Source organism: Achromobacter aloeverae, assembly GCF_004121055.1.
Classification (GTDB): domain Bacteria; phylum Pseudomonadota; class Gammaproteobacteria; order Burkholderiales; family Burkholderiaceae_B; genus Bordetella_C; species Bordetella_C aloeverae.
The window spans coordinates 1,362,099-1,379,507 of record NZ_PYAL01000001.1 but is presented as its reverse complement, the minus strand read 5'-3'; the positions used below and the strand labels follow the sequence as shown (position 1 = coordinate 1,379,507).

Sequence of the window (17,409 nt, the reverse complement as noted above, 5' to 3'; positions counted from 1 at the left end):
GGCGGACAGGTCAGTGCAGGAAGCCCGTGGACAGCCAGGGGATGGCGGCCACGATCACCAGGCCGACCGCGATGGACGCCAGGTAGCCCATGATGGGCCCTATGCCCTTGTCCGGTTGCACGCGGCCGATGGCGCAGGCGGCGTAGTAGCCGACGCCGAAGGGCGGCGCGAACAGGCCTATGCCCATGGCCAGGATCACCACCATGGCGTAATGCACCTCGTGTATGCCCATCTGATGCGCGATCGGGAACAGCAGGGGGCCGAACAGCACGATGGCCGGGATGCCTTCCAGCACGCTGCCCAGCACCACGAACACGACGATGGATACCGCCATGAAGGTGATCGCGCCGCCGGGCACGGATGCCATGAGGTGCGCCAGTTGCGTCGAGAAGCCGGACTGCGTCAAGGCCCAGGCCATGGCGGTCGCGGCGCCGATGATCAACAGGATGGATCCCGACAGGCAGGCGGTGTCGACCAGCATGGGCCACAGGCGCTTCCAGTCGAAGCGGCGATAGACCAGCAGGCCGATCAGCGTCGAATACACGATGCCGATGGTGGACACCTCGGTGGCCGTGGCCACGCCTTCCACGACCGCCGCGCGGATGACGACCGGGAGGGCCAGCGCCGGCAGCGCGATCACCAGGGCGCGCAGGATTTCCGCGCGTGGCGCTCGCCGCACGCCGTCCAGGCGCTCGCCGCGATAGCGCCGCCACACCACCAGGCACAGCATCAAGGCCAGCACCAGCCCCGGCAGCAGGCCGCCGGTGAACAGGGCGGTGATGGACACGCCGGTGACCGAGCCGATGGTGATCAGCACCAGGCTGGGCGGAATGGTCTCGGTCTGCGCGCCGGTGGCCGACAGCAGCGCCACCAGGTCGCCGTCCTTCGCGCCGCGCTTGCGCATCTCCGGAAACAGCACCGGCGCGACCGCCGCCATGTCCGCGGCCTTGGCGCCGGAGATGCCCGACACCAGGTACATCGCGCCGATCAGAACATAGGACAGGCCGCCGCGCACATGTCCCAGCAGGCTCGCCAGGAAGGCCACCATGCGCTGCGCCATGCCGGTCATCTCGATCAGCAGGCCGAGGAAAATGAACAGCGGCACGGCCAGCAGGATCAGGTGCGACATGCCTTCGTCCAGGCGTCCCACCACCACCATCATCGGCGTGGACGTGGTGAGCGCAAGATAGCCATAGGTCGCCAGCCCGAAGGAGAAGGCGATGGGCACGCCGGTGAACACGCACAACGCCACGATGCCGACGAAGAAGATCAGCAGGTTGGCGTTGCCGAGGGTGGCCAGCAGGGGTTGCGCCGCCACCAGCAGCGCCACGCCCGCGGCCACCAGCCCCAGGGCCTTGAGCGTGGTCAGCCAGCCGGCGCGTTCGAGCAGGCGCAGCAGCGCCAGCCCGATCATCAGCACCGTGCCCACGGGCAGGGCCGCCGCGCGCCAGATATTGGGTATCTCCAGCGCGGGCGTGGTGACGTACTGTTCCTCCACCGCGTATTCCCAGCCTGGCGCCAGGATCAGCAGCAGGAAAGCCAGGGCCGCCGAGACCGCCAGCATGTCCAGGAATGCCCGCCGGGCGGGCGAGGCGCGGTTGACGAAGGCCGTCATGCGCATGTGCTCGCCGCGCCGGAAGGCCACCACCGACCCCAGCATGGCCAGCCACAGGAACAGGATGGACGCCAGTTCATCGGACCAGACCAAAGGCGCGTGGAATACGTAGCGCGCCGCGATGCCGGCGAACAGGATGACTATCTCGGCCACGACCAGGATGGCGGCCGGGATTTCGGCGAGGCGGCCGATGGCCGCCTCGGCCTGTGCCGCCCAGGAAGGCCGCGCCCCCGGTACGGCGGCGGAGCGGCCAGGCGCCTGGGATGCCAGGTTGGGCGTGACGTCGGGCGTCATGACAGCTTCCCGACGGATTGCTCCAGCAAGCTCCAGGCCTTCTCTCCGTACTTGCCTTGCCATTCCTTGTAGAAACCGGCGCTGCGCAGGGCGTCGCGGATGGGGCCGGGCGCGGGGGAATTGAAGGCCATGCCTTGCTGCGCCAACTGGCCCTGCAATTGGTTGTTCAAGGCCAGCACGTCGGCGCGCACGCCCATGGCGGCGGCATTCACGTGCTTGGCCACGATGTCGCGGACGTCGGCAGGCAGTTTTTCCCAGGCGCGCCGGTTGGCCAGGAACCAGAAGCCGTCCCACATGTGGTTGGTGAGGGAGCAGTATTTCTGCACCTCGTACAGCTTGGCGGTCTGGATGATGGCCAGCGGGTTTTCCTGCCCGTCCACCACCTTCGTTTGCAGGGCCGAGTAGGTCTCGTTGAAGTTGATGCTGGCCGGGGCCGCGCCCAGCGCCTGGAACATGGAGGTCCACAGCGGACTCACGGGCACGCGGATCTTCAGGTCCTTGAAATCGCCGGGGCCGTTGATGGGCCGGTTGCTGGTGGTGACCTGGCGGAAGCCGCTGTCCCAGATCTTGTCCATCACCACCAGGCCCTTGCCTTCGATTTCCTTGCGGATGTGCGCGCCGAGCGGACCGTCCATGGCCTTCCAGACGGTGTCGTAGTCGGGGAAGGCGAAGCCGATGCCGCTGATGGACGAGGCCGGGACCAGCGTGGAAAGGATCAGGCCGGACAGCGTGAAGAACTCCACCGCGCCCGAGCGCAACTGGCTCAGGGTATCGGTATCCGAACCCAGCTGGCTGCTCGGGAAGATGGCCAGCTCGAAACGGCCGTTCGTGTCCTTGGCAATTGCCTTGGCCGCCTCATTGGCTCGCACATTCATGGGGTGCGTGGGCGGCAGGTTGTTGGCGTATTTGTACCGATACTGGGGCGCCGCCAGGGCCAGTCGCAGGGGGGCTGCGCCGATGAGGGCCGCGCCACCGGCGGCCGCCACGAACTTGCGTCGATTCACGTTCATGCTGTCTCCTGGTTATGTCCGGCTGGCGTGACGCCGCCGGCGTGGACGCCGGCCTGGTCGTGGTGCCGGCAATTTATATAGGTCCATAATATGGACCAAAGAACAAACGTGATGGTTTATTAAATCACATTGATATTCCGAGCGAAAGCAGTAGAATTCATCCACCGATAAATTTTCATTAAATCACTGGGTTCACATAATGGACCTGGATGGATAAAGAAACGGGAGACAGTGTGGCAAATACCGCAACCCGGGTGGATGGCGCGCAGGCAATCGCGCGCGCCATGCGCGTGCTGCGGGCCGTGGCGCGCACGGCGCAGGAAGGCGCTGGCCTGCTGGCCTTGACGCGGGAAACCGGCTTGAACAAGCCCACCGTGCACCGCATGCTTTCGGCCCTGGTCGCCGAGGGCATGCTGGAACAGGACGCGAGCACCCGCCGCTACTTTCTCGGTCCCGAATGCCATGTGATGGGCAATATCGCGGCGCAACGCCACGGCTTGAGCCGGCTGGCCGCCGATACCGTCGCCGGTCTCGCGCATGACTGCGGCGATTCCGCCTTCTTTTCGATACGCCGCCATGTCTTCGCCGTCTGCGTGCTGCGCGTGGACGGCGACTATCCGCTCAAGACCCATGCCTTGCTGCCCGGCGACCGCCATCCCCTGGGCGTGGGCGCCGGCAGCCTGGCGATGCTGGCGGCCTTGCCCGACGAGGACGTGCAGCAATGCCTGGACGCCAACGCCGCCCTGATCGAACAGCGCTATCCCAATTATTCGCCGGCCTTGTTATGGTCTCAGGTGAAGGAGGCGCGTGCGCAGGGTTACGCGGCCAACCGCGGCCTGATCGTGCCTGGCTCCTGGGGTATAGGGGTTCCCGTGCGCGGTCCCGATGGCCAGGTAGCGGGCGCGCTCAGCATCGCGGCCATCGAAAGCCGGCTGGATGAGGAGCGTCAATTCCAGCTAGCCAAGCAATTGTCCAGGGAAGCGAAAAAGCTGGAAGCGCTGGCCGAGGGCGCGGGCGTGCCGCGCCGGGACGTGCCCGCGCGCCCGCGTTCGCCATGAATACATGCCATGGATGCATGTCATGAATACGTGGCCTGAATGCGTGATGAAGCACCGGAAGAACATCTGGAACCGGAACCCGTAGAAGAACCTGAGAGGAGATGAACCATGCCTGACCGTGCCGTCATCGTGGGGTGGTCCCACATTCCGTTCGGCAAACTGGACGACCCCGACACCGAGAGCCTGATGGCCCGCGTGTCGCTGCAAGCCCTGGAACACGCTGGCGTCACCGCCGACGCCGTCGACGGTATCTATGTGGGCGTCATGAACAGCGGTTTCCAGAAACAGGACTTCCAGGGCGCGCTGGTGGCCCTGGCGGACCCCCGGCTGGCTTACGTACCGGCCAATCGCCTGGAAAACGCCTGCGCCACCGGATCGGCGGCGCTTTACGCCGCCATGGACTTCATCGAAGCCGGCCGCGGCCGTGTCGCGCTGGTGGTGGGCGCCGAGAAAATGACGTCCCGGCCGGGGCGGGAAATCGGCGACATCCTGCTCAACGCCAGCTACCGTCGCGAGGAGGCCGATATCGAAGGCGGCTTCGCGGGCGTATTCGGACGCATCGCGCAGGCCTATTTCGATCGCCATGGCGACCGCTCGGAGGAACTCGCGCGCATCGCGGCCAAGAATCATCGCAATGGCGTGGCCAATCCCTATGCGCAGATTCGCAAGGACCTGGGCGTGGCGTTCTGCAATACGGTCTCCGAAAAGAACCCCTACGTCGCGCCGCCCTTGCGGCGCACCGATTGTTCGCTGGTGTCCGACGGCGCGGCCGCGCTGGTGCTGGCGTCCAGCGACGTCGCGGCCGGCCTGGCGCGCGCCGTGGCGTTTCGCGCGCGCAGACAGGTCAACGACATCCTGCCCCTCAGCCGCCGCGATCCCATTGCCTTCGAGGGTGCGGCGCGGGCATGGCGGGGCGCTCTCGCCGACGCGGGCCTGGCGCTGGACGACCTCGACCTGGTGGAGACCCATGACTGCTTCACCATTGCCGAACTCATCGAGTACGAGGCCATGGGCCTGACCGCGCCGGGCGAAGGGTACCGGGCCGTGCGCGAGGGGTGGACCGAGAAGGGCGGCAGGTTGCCGGTGAATCCTTCCGGCGGGCTCAAGGCCAAGGGACATCCTGTCGGCGCCACGGGCGTGTCCATGCATGTCATGGCCTGCATGCAGCTGATGCACGAAGCCGGCGACATGCAGATCCCGGATGCGCGGCTGGCGGGCGTCTTCAACATGGGCGGCGCGGCCGTCGCCAATTACGTCAGCATCCTGGAGCGGCAGCGATGAGCGGCGCGCGGACGGCGATGTCCAGCGCAGGCTCGGAAGCGGCAAACGCCGTGGCGGCTTCGACGCACGCAGGCGGGGATCCAAAAGGCGGCGTGACGCCGGTCTCGCGCCGCGTCATGAACCTGGCCTATTGGTTGACCCAGGCGGCGCGCCGGTTTCCGGACCGTCCCGCCTTGATCCTGGAGCGGCAGGCCGTCACGTGGCGCACGCTCGACGCGCGTGTCCATGCGCTTGCCGCGTACCTGGCAAGCCAGGGCGTGGGCAAGGGCGACCGTGTGCTGGTTCACTCGAAGAATTGCGTGGCCTTCGTCGAAACCATGTTCGCGGCATTCCGGCTGGGCGCGGTCTGGGTGCCGACGAACTTCCGCATCGCGCCCGACGAGGCGGCCTACCTGGCACAGGCCTCGGGCGCGCGCGCGGTGATCTGCCACGCGGAGTTTCCCGATCATGCGCGCGCCATGGCCGGCGCGCTGCCAGGGCTCGGCGTGCTATTGCGCATCGGCGCCGGCGATTTCGGCCTGGGCGAGCAGGAATACGCCGATGATGCGGCCACGAGCGCCGACCGGCTGCCCGACGCGGACGTCGAATACGACGACCCCTGCTGGTTCTTCTTCACGTCGGGCACCACGGGTCGTCCCAAGGCCGCCGTGCTGACCCATGGACAGATGGGTTTCGTCGTTACCAACCACCTGTGCGATCTGATGCCGGGGACCACGGAGCAAGATGTCAGCATGGCCGTGGCGCCGCTGTCGCATGGCGCCGGCATCCATCTGTTGACCCAGGTGGCGCGCGCGGCGGCCACCGTGCTGCCGCCGGACGGGCGTTTCGACGCCGACAGGATATGGCGGCTGGTGAGCGAGCACCGCGTCACCAACATGTTCACGGTGCCGACCATCGTCAAGCTGCTGGTGGAACATCCGAGCGTGGATGCGCACGACCACGGTTCGCTGCGTTACGTCATCTATGCCGGCGCACCCATGTATCGCGAGGACCAGAAGCGCGCGCTCGACAAGCTGGGACCGGTGCTGGTGCAGTACTTCGGCCTGGGCGAGGTCACGGGCAACATCACCGTGCTGCCGCCCGCGCTGCACCGTATCGAGGACGATGCCGCCGCCCGCGTCGGCACCTGCGGTTACGCGCGCACGGGGATGCAGGTCTGCATCCAGGACGAACAAGGCCAGGCGGTCGAGCCCGGCGTGCAGGGCGAAATCTGCGTCTGCGGTCCCGCGGTATTCGCCGGCTATTACAACAACCCCGAGGCCAACGCGAAGGCATTTCGGAATGGCTGGTTCCGTACGGGCGATCTTGGCCACATGGACGCGGAGGGCTTCCTCTACATCACGGGACGGGCGTCCGACATGTACATTTCGGGCGGCTCCAATGTCTACCCGCGCGAGATCGAGGAGAAGGTGCTGGAGCACCCCGCCGTGGCCGAGGTGGCGGTGGTGGGCGTGCCCGATGCGACCTGGGGGGAGGTCGGCATCATGGTGTGCGTACCGCGTCCCGGGCAGGCGATCGACGAGGCCGCCATGATGGCCTGGCTGGAGGGACGGCTGGCCCGCTACAAACTGCCGCGCCGCGTCTACTTCTGGGATGCCTTGCCACGCTCCGGCTACGGCAAGATCACCAAGAAGCTGGTGCGCGATGCGCTGCATGAGCGGGGGATCATGCCATGACTGGCCATGCCCTGAACAACCATGCCCTGAACAGCCACGCCCCCGTCCGCATGTTGCGCCATCCCGGCCCCCTGCCGGCCACGCGCTGGACCAGCGTGGAGAATCCCGGCGGGCCGTCCTTGCGGCTGGAGCTGCCGGCGGGCGAAACGCTGTACGACGCGCTGGTCCTGCCGTTGCGCGCGCGCGGGGTGGTCGCCTGCGCCATCAACCTGCTGGACGGGCACTTCACCCGGGGCGCGTACTGCCTGGCACGGCCCGAGCCGGACATCGCGCAGGTCATCGCCTATACCGCGCCCATCATGGTGGACCGCGCCTTGCGCCTGATAGGCGCGGGCGCCACGCTGGGCGAGGACGAGCACGGCGCGCCGCTGCTGCATTGCCACGGTTTGCTGGTCGACGCGGAGGGCCGCCTGATCGGCGGCCATCTGCTGACCGAACGATGCGTGATCGACGAAGGCGGTTGTGTCGCCTACGTTCACGCCCTGAGGGCCACGCGGCTTACCCGCCGCTACGACCCACACATCCAGCTCGCGGTATTCCAACCGGAAACCAAGGGAGATATCCATGCCGACCATTGAGCATGGCCACACCGGGCGCATCGTCTATGCGCGCCTGCGGCCGAATGAAGACCTGGTGCAAAGCATCGAGAAACTATGCCTGGCGCATGGCTTCGCGCGCGCGATGGTGCGCGGCAGCCTGGGAAGCCTGACGCAGGCCAGCCTGGAAGGGGCGGCCGCCGCCGTGGAGGAGCTTCCAGGGCCGGCGGTCGAGGTGCTCACCCTGTGCGGGGAGGTCGCCCTGGATGCGGGCGGCGCGGCCGTGGCGCGCCTGAGCGGGACCGTCGTCGATCCCGCCGGCGGCGTGCACGCGGGCCGCTTCGTCTCCGGTCGCAACCCGATCTGCATGACCTTCGAGACCGTGCTGGAAGAATGGCTAAAGGACGGGGCGCCGGCGCCTGCTTCAGTCCAGCGTGGCGACCAGGGCGGATAGTGCGTCGGCGCAGGATTGCTCGACTTTCAGCGTGAGCATGGCGTCGGCCCGCGTCCTGCCCAGGTTGACCGCCGCGATGGGCAGGCCGGCGCGCGAAGCCGCCGCGACGAAGCGGTAGCCCGAATAGACCATCAGCGACGAGCCGACCACCAGCACCGCGCCGGACTGCGCCAGCGCGGCATACGCCCGTTCCACGCGATCGGGCGGCACGGTCTCGCCGAAGAACACCACGTCGGGTTTCAAAATGCCCCCGCACACCGGACAGGGCGGCACCTCGAAGCGGGAGAAGTCCTCGCCTTCGAGATCGGCGTCGCCGTCCGGCGCATCCTCGGCATGCAGGTGCAGCCAGCCCGGATTGGCGCTCTCCAGCCATTCCTGCATTTGCTGGCGCGGCAGCAGATGGCCGCATTGCGTGCAGACCACCCGGTCCATGCGACCGTGCAGGTCGACGACGTCGCGCGTTCCCGCGGCCTCGTGCAGGCCATCGACGTTCTGCGTGACCAGCAGGGAATAACGCCCTTGCCCTTCCAGCGTCGCCAGCGCCCGGTGCGCCGCATTGGGCGCCACATGGCCGAACATGCGCCAACCTATCATGCCGCGCGCCCAGTAGCGCCGGCGCGCCACCGTGTCATCCATGAAGGTGCGGTACTGGATGGGCGGGCGCCGTTTCCACGCGCCCTCGTCGTCGCGGTAGTCCGGAATGCCCGAGCCGGTGCTGCAACCCGCGCCCGTAAGCACGAACAGGCGGGGATGCGCCGTCACGAAATCGCGCAGGGCCTGCACGTCGCCCGGCATCGTTCAGCCGCCGCAGCCGGCGTCGGGCGCGGTGTTCAGCGTACCCGCCTGGGTGACATTGCTGCCCGGCGGCACGTCGCGCGTGATCCAGACGTTGCCGCCGATGACCGAGCCGCGGCCGATGGTGGTGCGCCCCAGGATGGTGGCGCCGGCATAGACCACGACGTCGTCTTCCAGGACGGGGTGGCGGGGCAGGCCCTTCTTCAGCTCGCCGTTCTCGCCGGGCGGGAAGCGCTTGGCGCCCAGCGTGACCATCTGGTACAGCCGTACGCGATCGCCGATGATGGCCGTTTCACCGATCACCACGCCGGTGCCGTGGTCGATGAAGAAGCTGCGGCCAATGGTCGCGGCGGGATGGATGTCGATGCCGGTGTCGGCATGGGCGATCTCGGCGACGATGCGCGCCAGCAGCGGCACGCCCAGCTTGTTCAGCACGTGGGCCAGGCGGTGGTGGATCATGGCGATCACGCCCGGATAGCACAGCAGCACTTCGTCGACGCTGCGAGCGGCCGGGTCGCCCTGGTAGGCGGCGATGACGTCGGCATCCAGCATGCGGCGAACGGAGGGCAGGGCGGCGCCGAAGGCGCGCACGATATCGGTGGCGCGTTGTTCGATCTCCCCCGCGTCGGGGTGATGATTGCGCTCCGTGTAGTTCAGTTCCAGCCGCACCTGGTGCATCAGTGCGTCAAGCGCCGCGCCTATGGTGTGGCCGACATAGAAGTCCTCGGTTTCCTCGCGCAGGTCTATGGGACCCAGGCGCATGGGAAAGAGGGCGCCGCACAGGTCCTTGATGATCTGGCGCAGGCTCTCCTGCGAGGGAAACTCGCGCCCGCCGCCATGGTCGCGGCGCAGGCGGCCCAGCGGTTCGCGCCATTCGGTGCGCACGGTGCGCAGCTCGGCGACGATGTCGCCCAGGTTCCAGGTAATGGCCTTGGGGTTCATGGGGGCATTCATGGCAGTCGCTTGAAACTTGATAAGGATATTCCCGTTGTTGTAACCCGTTCCTACGCGCTTTGCAGGCAATGACCGCGCGGTGCCAAGGGTGACAGGGACGCGGGTCCTGAGCCGCGGGAGGGCGGCGTGGCCGTCGCGCAACGCCGTTGGCCCGGAAAAAAGGGAAAGCGGAAAGGCGCCGTCGTCCAGGCTCAGGCCTCGGGCGCCGTTTCTTCCAGCAAGGCCTGGCGCGCCACTTTCCAGCTGCCGGCGTCGGGCGCGTAGAGCAGGCCGCCGGAGCGGTGGGTAGGCTTGTAGGGCGAACCGTCGAAATGGGCGCAGTAGCCGCCGGCCTCGTGGTGCAGCAGCCAGCCCGCCACGTGGTCCCACGGCATGAGCTGGCCGTACAGCAGGATGTGCGCATGGCCGCCGGCGATCATGCGGTATTCATGCGCCGAGCAATGCAGCGTGTTGGCCAGCGCCAGGCGCGCCATGTTGCGGTGGACGATGCCCTTGAGCGGCGGCTCCAGGTGCTGGGTGGAGATCAGCCCGATCATGTCCTCGACGGGCACCGGCGCGGCCACGGCCAGCGGCGTCTGCTGTCCTTGCGGCGTCTCCAGCCAGGCGCCTTCGCCACGCACGGCGATGGCCCAGTCGCGGCCCATCGGGTCGTAGATGACGCCGGCCACGATTTCGCCGCGGCTGACCACGCCGACCATGACGCCGAACAGCGGCAGGCCGGCGACGTAGTTGCGGGTCCCGTCTATCGGGTCGATGACGAACGCCAGTTCGGCATCTATCCAGACATTCAACAGCGTGGGATTGCGCGAGCAGGCTTCCTCGCCGAGGATCACCGCGCCGGGGTACAGGCGGCTCAGGCGCTCGCCGATATAGCGTTCGGCGGCTTCATCGGCGTCGGTAACGAGGTCCTGGGGGGAGCTCTTGGTGCGTACCGCATCGGCGGCCAAGTGGCGGAAACGAGGCAGGATTTCCGCATCGGCCGCTTCGGCCAGGATGGCGGCCACGCGGCGGATCTCGTCGCGGCTGAACGTTCGTATCATGGGTCTCTCGGCTTGGGCGAACCGAAATCTAGCATGAACATCCCGCTTCCAGTATGTCGCTTGTTGCAGCGGGCAGGGCGTGGACGTAACCTGTGCCTCGCCTGCTCGTTAACCGCAAGTCATTGACCTGAAAGGGATTTGATTGCCTTGCTCGACGGCTATCCCAAGGGTTGTCCACAAAAACTGGGGATAAGTCGGCCTCGCGGACAGGGGCCGGGCCACGCCCCCGCCGCCCGGCCCCCCCACCCGCCGTGGAAATCAGGGGCTATCCGGCCGGATCAGGCCGCCCGCCATGAAACCGCCGTCGACGCTGATGGTCTGCCCCGTGACGAAACCCGAGCGCTCGCTGTCCAGCAGCCAGGCCACCGTGCCGCACAGCTCTTCCGGCGCGGCGTAGCGTTTCTGCGGGACCGCGGCGATCCAGCGGGCGCGCGCCGCGTCGGTATGCATGCGGCTTACCAGCGGCGTCTCGATGGGACCGGGCGCCACCGCGTTCACGCGTATGCCCAGTTCGGCCAGCTCGACCGCCATGACCTGGGTCAGCGTCACCACGCCGCCCTTGGACGCGCCGTACGCGGCCCGTCCAAGGTTGCCGCGCAGGCCCGACACCGAGGAGATATTGACGATGGCTCCATGATGACGTTCGCGCATGCGCAGCGCGGCATGGCGGCCGGCGACGAAGGTCCCCACCAGGTTCACTTCCAGGATCTGGCGCAACAGCGCGGTGTCGGTATCGAGGAACGGCATGTCGCGGCCGATGCCGGCGGAATTCACCAGGCCGGCCAGGGGGCCGAACGTGCGCTCGCAGTCGTCCAGGGCCGCGGCCACTTCGTCGTCGCTGGTCACGTCCAGGCGGATGCAGCGCGCCCGCTCGCCGGGCAGGTCCGCGCCGGCCGCCGCCAGCGCATCGGGGGAGCGATCGGCGATCAATACCTTCCAGCCTTCGTCCAGCAATCCGCGCGCGACCGCCAGGCCGATGCCCGATGCACCGCCCGTGACCATGACCACTCCATCGGTGTAATCCATGTCTTGTCTCCTCCTTATGACGCTGTGTACGCTATGGCACCTCGTCGTGCCGCCTCCCGGGCGGTACGCCAGCCATGCAGTGCTTTGAATGATGTTTATGCAAGGTCAGCCGATAAAGTCCGCCGGTCCCGGGTGCTGGCCGTGCCGGAGGATTTACTCATCCATATGATCTAATAATTCAGCCATCCGTGCTCGTCATGACCCCGCTGTCTCGTGTTTTTTTATTAAATCGCGGCGCGCGGGCAAGAACGGTCCACGAGATGGTCCATAAGAAAGAAAACGCAATGCCGGCGTCCATGTCCGCCGGCCCCGTACCGCTTCCGGTTCGACGAAGCGGACGGATCGACAACCACAGAGAGAGGAGACAACATGGATTTGACCCGACGCAAGTTGATGAGCGCGGTTGCCGGAGGCGGCGCTGCCTTGGCGCTGGCGCCGGTGGGCCGCGCCTTCGCGGCCCCCGAGTTCCGCTACAAATACGCCAACAACCTGCCGCCCACGCACCCCATGAACGTGCGTGCGCGCGAGGCCGCGGCCAACATCTTGCGCGATACCAAGGGCCGTTTCGAGCTGGCCATCTTCCCGAGCAGCCAGCTGGGTTCGGATACCGATACCCTGAGCCAGTTGCGCTCGGGCGCGGTGGAGTTCTTCACGCTGTCCGGCCTGATCCTTTCCACGCTGGTCCCGGCCTCGTCCATCAGCGGCATCGGTTTCGCCTTTCCCAACTACGATGCCGTCTGGAAGGCCATGGATGGCGACCTGGGCGCGTATATCCGCAAGGAGATCGAAGGCAAGGGCCTGGTGGTGATGGACAAGATCTGGGACAGCGGCTTCCGCCAGGTCACCACCAGCAACCGGCCCATCAACGGCCCCGGCGATTTCAAGGACCTCAAGCTGCGCGTGCCCGTGAGCCCGTTGTGGACGTCCATGTTCAAGGCGCTGGGCGCGGCCCCGGCCAGCATCAACTTCAACGAGACCTATTCGGCCCTGCAGACCAAGGTGGTGGACGGTCAGGAAAACCCGCTGGCCATCATCCAGACCGCCAAGCTGTACGAGGTGCAGAAATACTGCTCCCTCACCAACCACATGTGGGACGGCTTCTGGTTCCTGGCCAATCGGCGCGCCTGGGAAAAACTGCCCAAGGATGTGCGCGAGATCGTCGCCCGGCACATCAATGGCGCCGCCATGGGCGTACGGGCCGACGTGCTGGCCCTGAACAATGACCTGCAATCGCAGCTCACGCAGCAGGGGCTGGTGTTCAATACGCCCCAGCCGGGTCCGATCCGCGATGCCTTGCGCCAGGCGGGCTTCTACGCCGAGTGGAAGGGCAAGTACGGCGATCACGCCTGGGGCCTGCTCGAACAGTCGGTCGGAAAACTTTCATGAGTAGTCCTTCCATGCAGCCGGCCGCCGGCCTTGCCGGCGCCACCGCCGCGCCCGCCGTGGCGCGGCGGCCATGGGCGGCGGGGCTGGACGCGGCCATAGGCTGGCTGGTGGAAGTCCCGGCCGCGATCCTGGTCGTGGCCGAGATCGTCATCCTGTTCGCCGGCATCGTCGCGCGCTATGTCCTGCACACGCCCCTGGTGTGGTCGGACGAGCTGGCGTCCATCCTGTTCCTGTGGCTGGCCATGCTGGGGTCGGTGGTGGCCTTCCGGCGCGGCGAGCATATGCGCATGACGGCCTTCGTCAGCCGCGCCTCGCCCGCCCGCCGGGCGTTCCTCGACATGCTGGCGGTCGCTGCCGCGCTGGCGTTCCTGCTGATGATCGTCGGGCCCGGCTACGAATACGCCTACGAGGAACAGTACGTCACCACGCCCGCGCTGGAGATACCCAATATCTGGCGCGCGGCGGCCTTGCCCGTGGGCACGCTGCTGATGATCGCCGTCGCGCTGTTGCGCCTGCTGGAAAGGGCCGACTGGCAGAGCGCGCTGAAGGCCATCGTGGTGGTGGCGCTGGTGGTGGGCGTGCTCTACCTGCTGCAACCCGTCCTGCAGAACCTCGGCAACTACAACCTGCTGATCTTCTTCGTCGGCGTCGTGGCGGCTTGCGTCTTCGCCGGCGTGCCCATTGCCTTCTGTTTTGGCCTGGCCACCTTCGGCTACCTGGCCTTGACCACCAGCACGCCCATGATGGTGGTGGTGGGACGCATGGACGAAGGCATGTCGCACCTGATCCTGCTGGCCGTGCCCTTGTTCGTCTTCCTCGGCGTGCTGATCGAGATGACCGGCATGGCGCAACGCATGGTGGCGTTCCTGGCGAGCCTGCTGGGACACGTGCGCGGCGGCCTGTCCTATGTGCTGATCGGCGCGATGTACCTGGTGTCGGGCATCTCCGGCGCCAAGGCCGCGGACATGGCGGCGGTCGCGCCGGTGCTGTTTCCGGAGATGCGCAAGCGCGGCGCGAAGGACGGCGACCTGGTGGCGCTGCTGTCGGCCACCGGCGCGCAGACCGAGACCATTCCGCCCAGCCTGGTGCTGATCACCATCGGCTCGGTCACCGGCGTGTCCATCACCGCCTTGTTCACGGGCGGCCTGCTGCCGGGGCTGGTGCTGGGCTTGATGCTGTGCCTGGTGGTGTGGCGGCGCAGCCGGCGCCAGGAGCGCGCGCCGGAAGGCCGGGCGAGCGGCGCCGAGATCCTGCGCACGCTGCTGATCGCCCTGCCGGCGCTGGCCCTGCCTTTCGTCATCCGGGCGGCGGTGGTGGAGGGCGTGGCCACGGCCACCGAGGTATCCACCATCGGCATCGTATATTCGACGCTGATCGGCCTGCTGGTCTACCGCCGCTTCGACTGGAAGCGCCTGTGGCCCATGCTGGTCGATACCGCCTGCCTGTCGGGGTCCATCCTGTTGATCATCGGCGCCGCGACGGGCATGGCCTGGGCCCTGACGCAATCCGGCTTCTCCGGCCAGCTGGCGCACCTGATGGCGGGCCTGCCCGGCGGCGCGGCCACCTTCATGGCGGTATCCATCGTCGCCTTCATCATCCTGGGCAGCGTGCTGGAAGGCATCCCGGCCATCGTGCTGTTCGGCCCCCTGCTGTTCCCGATCGCGCATCAGATGGGCATACACGAGGTGCATTACGCCATGGTGGTGATCCTGGCCATGGGCATAGGCCTGTTCGCGCCACCCTTCGGCGTCGGCTACTACGCCGCCTGCGCCATCGGCCGGGTGTCCCCCGACCGCGGCATGCGCGCCATCGTGGGGTACCTGCTGTCCATTGCCGTGGGATTGATCGTCGTCGCCGCCGTTCCCTGGTTGTCCATCGGGTTCCTGCGCTAGGACAGGCGACTGTCGATAGTTTGTAATCAGCGGTAAAACCCACGGCGCCGTCCCTCTTTTTCACAGGGGGGACGGCGTCGTGCATGGCGCGCGGCTTCGTTTCACAGGAAACCACTCCGCAGTTTTTTGTCACGGCCGTGCCATATCGCTGCAGGACTCGGCTGTCATCATGCCCGCATTGCAAGAGCCGTCCGGTTTGGGGGGCGGCGGAACGAAGCGGGGTGGCGATGAGGGTCTTGTACACAAATTTTCATACGAGTACGGGGACCGGGGGGCACACCAGCTATGTGTTGAGCCTGGCGCGTGCGCTTGCGCGGCGCCACGATGTTGTCGTCGCGGCGCCGCGCGGCAGCGCCCTGCATCGGCGCGCCGCCGAGGTCCCGGGCGTGCGGGTGTATGCGCAGTCCTTTCCGAACCGTTTCTATCGTGTGTTCCAGGCCGCGTTGCGGCTGCGTGGCGTGATCGCGCGCGAGCGCGTGGAGCTGGTGCACGTGAACGGGTCGGCCGACCACCGCCTGGCGATACTGGCCACGCTGGGCATGGGCCAACGGCGTCCGCGCATCGTCTTCACCAAGCATAACGACCGTCCCATTTCCCGCCTGGGCGGCTGGCTGCGCGCCAGCCTGGGTACGGACCACGCCATCGGCGTCTGCGATTTCGCCCGCCGCATGCTGGCGGACAGCCCGTATCAGCGCTGCCCCCTCAGCACCATAGGCAATGGGGTGGACACGCGCCATTTCACGCCCGACGCCCCGGGCGACGAGGCGCGGGCGCTGCGCGCGCGCCTACTGGGCCATCCCGCACGCCGCATCCTGCTGGGCAGCAATGCCGGCACCGACGACTACAAGGGCTGGCTGGACATGGTGGAGGCCGTGTCGCGCCTGCCGCCGGCCTTGCGGGAGCAGGTGCAGATCGCCCTGGCCGGCGCGCCCTTGTCAGACAGCCAGCGCGCCCGCATCGATGCGCTGGGCATGCGCGAGCATGTCACCTGGGCGGGCCGCCTGGACGATGTGCGCGCCTTCATCGGCGCGCTGGACATGGGCTTCGTGCTTTCCTACAGCGTTGAAACCATTTCCTTCGCCTGCCGCGAAATGATGGCCATGGGCAAGCCCGTGGTTGTCTCCACGCATGGCGGCCTGCCGGAAAACATTACGCCCCACGTCGACGGATGGGTGGTGCCGGAGCGCGATGCCGGCCAGCTCTCGCGGCTGCTGGAGCACCTGCTGACGCGGCCGGCCCTGCTTCTGGAAGCAGGCGCCGCCGCGCGCCGCAAATGCGAGCAATCCTTCCGCGTCGAGCGCTTCGTCCAGTTGACGGAGCAGGCCTATGCCCGCGCGCTGGGCCGGGAAGATGCGGCCGCGCCCGCGGTCGAACTCGGCGACGCGCCGGCCACGCGCTGAGGGGCTGTCGCCGCGGCGGTCACACGCTGGGTGAAGGCCCTCGTACCCGCCTCAGGCGACCGTCTGCAACGCGGCGATCAGGCCTTGCGCGTTGCGCATGCCCTGGTCTTCGAAATTCGTGTTCAGCACGACATGGGTTTCGCGCACGCGCCGCGCGAGTTCGCGCACCTGACGCGCCAGTTCGGCCAGCTCCTCGGGCGTGTATTCATACTGGAAGCGGCTGGACGAAGCCGCGCCACGGCTGTTCCATGCCGCGGCGTTGCGGCCATGCAGGCGGACGACGGCGAGGTCCTGGCGAGTAGCCTGCCACAACGCCGGCACCGTATTGTCATAGCCTTGCGGCATGTCGGCCACGGTATGCGCCGCGCCCAGCGCGCGCAGGAAATCCAGCGTCGATGCTTGCGCGGCGGCGCCATCGTACCAACTCGCGTGCCGCAGCTCCACGGCGGCGACCAGGTCTTCATCGAGGTGCTCGACGCAATCTCGCACGCGCATCATGCCGCGCCGGTCGGGCTGGATCCAGGGAGGAAACTGGAAGTGCACGGCGCCCAGCTTGCCGCTCATGCGCAAGGGGTCGAGTGCGATCAGGAAACGGCGCCACGCTTCCTCGCGCAGTTCCGCCGGCAGTCCGTCCGCGTACACGACGGTCTCGGGATCGGCGGGCGGCAGCTCGCGCCGCAGGTCGGGATCGAGCGCGCGCAGCGGCGTCTGGTGCCCCGTGAACAGGCGAAAGGACTTGATGTTGAAAACGAAGTCCGCGGGCGTGCGCTCGGCCCAGGCCTGGGCCTGGCGCGGGTCGGGCAGGGCATAGTAGGACGCGTCGATCTCGGCCAGCGGAAAGCGGGCGGCGTAGTAGCGCAGGCGCCCGGCTGCGTCGTCGCGCACCGCGGGCGGATAGAAGCGGCCGCAAGCCAGCAGGGTCTTGTCGGTCCAGGATGCGGTGCCTACCCGGATGGTCATCGTCGCCGCTGCGTCCAGTCGTTCAGTCCGTC

15 protein-coding genes are annotated in these 17,409 nt (G+C 67.5%); 8 read left to right on the top strand and 7 right to left on the bottom strand.

The window, feature by feature from the left end; translation table 11 throughout:
• Positions 1–10 precede the first annotated feature (10 nt).
• Together C7R54_RS05990 and C7R54_RS05985 are read right to left on the bottom strand one after the other, a co-directional pair.
• Positions 11–1,909 carry a TRAP transporter large permease gene (locus C7R54_RS05990; protein ID WP_129149203.1) on the bottom strand — a complete coding sequence of 633 codons (1,899 nt, stop codon included), beginning with the start codon at positions 1,907–1,909 and terminating at the stop codon, positions 11–13.
• Positions 1,906–2,919 carry a TRAP transporter substrate-binding protein gene (locus C7R54_RS05985; protein ID WP_129149202.1) on the bottom strand — a complete coding sequence of 338 codons (1,014 nt, stop codon included), beginning with the start codon at positions 2,917–2,919 and terminating at the stop codon, positions 1,906–1,908. The genes C7R54_RS05990 and C7R54_RS05985 overlap by 4 nt, the downstream gene beginning before the upstream one ends.
• 233 nt (positions 2,920–3,152) lie before the next feature.
• On the opposite strand from C7R54_RS05985, the gene C7R54_RS05980 reads away from it, so the two are divergent.
• The 5 genes from C7R54_RS05980 (at position 3,153) to C7R54_RS05960 (ending at position 7,924) form a co-directional block, all read left to right on the top strand.
• Positions 3,153–3,977, top strand: coding sequence for an IclR family transcriptional regulator (locus C7R54_RS05980; protein ID WP_240039381.1), 825 nt, complete (start codon positions 3,153–3,155; stop codon positions 3,975–3,977).
• A 108-nt stretch (positions 3,978–4,085) separates the two neighbouring features.
• Complete coding sequence (locus C7R54_RS05975; protein WP_129149200.1) at positions 4,086–5,258, top strand: acetyl-CoA acetyltransferase; 1,173 nt, start codon at positions 4,086–4,088, stop codon at positions 5,256–5,258.
• Positions 5,255–6,934, top strand: coding sequence for an acyl-CoA synthetase (locus C7R54_RS05970; protein WP_275669684.1), 1,680 nt, complete (start codon positions 5,255–5,257; stop codon positions 6,932–6,934). The genes C7R54_RS05975 and C7R54_RS05970 overlap by 4 nt, the downstream gene beginning before the upstream one ends.
• Positions 6,931–7,512, top strand: coding sequence for a PPC domain-containing DNA-binding protein (locus C7R54_RS05965; RefSeq protein ID WP_129149199.1), 582 nt, complete (start codon positions 6,931–6,933; stop codon positions 7,510–7,512). Before C7R54_RS05970 ends, C7R54_RS05965 begins: the two co-directional genes overlap by 4 nt.
• Positions 7,499–7,924, top strand: coding sequence for a PCC domain-containing protein (locus C7R54_RS05960; RefSeq protein ID WP_129149198.1), 426 nt, complete (start codon positions 7,499–7,501; stop codon positions 7,922–7,924). Before C7R54_RS05965 ends, C7R54_RS05960 begins: the two co-directional genes overlap by 14 nt.
• Here the strand turns inward: C7R54_RS05960 and C7R54_RS05955 are convergent.
• The 4 genes from C7R54_RS05955 to C7R54_RS05940 form a co-directional block, all read right to left on the bottom strand.
• Positions 7,895–8,719 (bottom strand): NAD-dependent protein deacetylase, encoded by an 825-nt coding sequence (locus C7R54_RS05955; protein ID WP_129149197.1) that lies wholly within the window; start codon positions 8,717–8,719, stop codon positions 7,895–7,897. The two genes, C7R54_RS05960 and C7R54_RS05955, sit on opposite strands and share 30 nt — an antisense overlap.
• Positions 8,720–8,722: 3 nt before the next feature.
• Positions 8,723–9,673 carry a serine O-acetyltransferase EpsC gene (gene epsC / locus C7R54_RS05950; protein ID WP_129149196.1) on the bottom strand — a complete coding sequence of 317 codons (951 nt, stop codon included), beginning with the start codon at positions 9,671–9,673 and terminating at the stop codon, positions 8,723–8,725.
• Positions 9,674–9,864: 191 nt separating this feature from the next.
• Positions 9,865–10,713 (bottom strand): inositol monophosphatase family protein, encoded by an 849-nt coding sequence (locus C7R54_RS05945; protein WP_129149195.1) that lies wholly within the window; start codon positions 10,711–10,713, stop codon positions 9,865–9,867.
• Between the two features lie 258 nt (positions 10,714–10,971).
• Positions 10,972–11,739: an SDR family NAD(P)-dependent oxidoreductase gene (locus C7R54_RS05940; RefSeq protein WP_129149194.1), complete on the bottom strand. Its 768-nt coding sequence runs from the start codon at positions 11,737–11,739 to the stop codon at positions 10,972–10,974.
• A gap of 369 nt (positions 11,740–12,108) precedes the next feature.
• Between C7R54_RS05940 and C7R54_RS05935 the strand changes: the two genes are divergently transcribed.
• The 3 genes from C7R54_RS05935 (at position 12,109) to C7R54_RS05925 (ending at position 16,417) form a co-directional block, all read left to right on the top strand.
• Complete coding sequence (locus C7R54_RS05935) at positions 12,109–13,125, top strand: TRAP transporter substrate-binding protein (RefSeq protein ID WP_129149193.1); 1,017 nt, start codon at positions 12,109–12,111, stop codon at positions 13,123–13,125.
• A complete protein-coding gene (locus C7R54_RS05930; RefSeq protein WP_192903595.1) occupies positions 13,122–15,017 on the top strand; it encodes a TRAP transporter large permease in 1,896 nt (631 codons plus the stop codon). Before C7R54_RS05935 ends, C7R54_RS05930 begins: the two co-directional genes overlap by 4 nt.
• A gap of 227 nt (positions 15,018–15,244) precedes the next feature.
• A complete protein-coding gene (locus tag C7R54_RS05925; RefSeq protein WP_129149192.1) occupies positions 15,245–16,417 on the top strand; it encodes a glycosyltransferase in 1,173 nt (390 codons plus the stop codon).
• Between the two features lie 51 nt (positions 16,418–16,468).
• On the opposite strand, the gene C7R54_RS05920 is transcribed toward C7R54_RS05925, so the two are convergent.
• The gene (locus C7R54_RS05920) at positions 16,469–17,377 is read right to left on the bottom strand and encodes a DUF72 domain-containing protein (RefSeq protein ID WP_129149191.1); all 909 of its coding nucleotides are present in this window, start codon (positions 17,375–17,377) and stop codon (positions 16,469–16,471) included.
• Positions 17,378–17,409: the final 32 nt, after the last annotated feature.

What these genes read in the sequence shown, in the direction of transcription:
- C7R54_RS05920 (WP_129149191.1), bottom strand. Translation starts at nt 17,377, where the DNA reads ATGACCATCCGGGTAGGCACCGCATCCTGGACCGACAAGACCCTGCTG.
- C7R54_RS05935 (WP_129149193.1), top strand. Translation starts at nt 12,109, where the DNA reads ATGGATTTGACCCGACGCAAGTTGATGAGCGCGGTTGCCGGAGGCGGC.
- C7R54_RS05990 (WP_129149203.1), bottom strand. Translation starts at nt 1,909, where the DNA reads ATGACGCCCGACGTCACGCCCAACCTGGCATCCCAGGCGCCTGGCCGC.
- C7R54_RS05930 (WP_192903595.1), top strand. Translation starts at nt 13,122, where the DNA reads ATGAGTAGTCCTTCCATGCAGCCGGCCGCCGGCCTTGCCGGCGCCACC.
- C7R54_RS05940 (WP_129149194.1), bottom strand. Translation starts at nt 11,739, where the DNA reads ATGGATTACACCGATGGAGTGGTCATGGTCACGGGCGGTGCATCGGGC.
- C7R54_RS05975 (WP_129149200.1), top strand. Translation starts at nt 4,086, where the DNA reads ATGCCTGACCGTGCCGTCATCGTGGGGTGGTCCCACATTCCGTTCGGC.
- C7R54_RS05985 (WP_129149202.1), bottom strand. Translation starts at nt 2,919, where the DNA reads ATGAACGTGAATCGACGCAAGTTCGTGGCGGCCGCCGGTGGCGCGGCC.
- C7R54_RS05925 (WP_129149192.1), top strand. Translation starts at nt 15,245, where the DNA reads ATGAGGGTCTTGTACACAAATTTTCATACGAGTACGGGGACCGGGGGG.
- C7R54_RS05965 (WP_129149199.1), top strand. Translation starts at nt 6,931, where the DNA reads ATGACTGGCCATGCCCTGAACAACCATGCCCTGAACAGCCACGCCCCC.
- C7R54_RS05945 (WP_129149195.1), bottom strand. Translation starts at nt 10,713, where the DNA reads ATGATACGAACGTTCAGCCGCGACGAGATCCGCCGCGTGGCCGCCATC.
- C7R54_RS05955 (WP_129149197.1), bottom strand. Translation starts at nt 8,719, where the DNA reads ATGCCGGGCGACGTGCAGGCCCTGCGCGATTTCGTGACGGCGCATCCC.
- epsC (WP_129149196.1), bottom strand. Translation starts at nt 9,673, where the DNA reads ATGAATGCCCCCATGAACCCCAAGGCCATTACCTGGAACCTGGGCGAC.
- C7R54_RS05970 (WP_275669684.1), top strand. Translation starts at nt 5,255, where the DNA reads ATGAGCGGCGCGCGGACGGCGATGTCCAGCGCAGGCTCGGAAGCGGCA.
- C7R54_RS05960 (WP_129149198.1), top strand. Translation starts at nt 7,499, where the DNA reads ATGCCGACCATTGAGCATGGCCACACCGGGCGCATCGTCTATGCGCGC.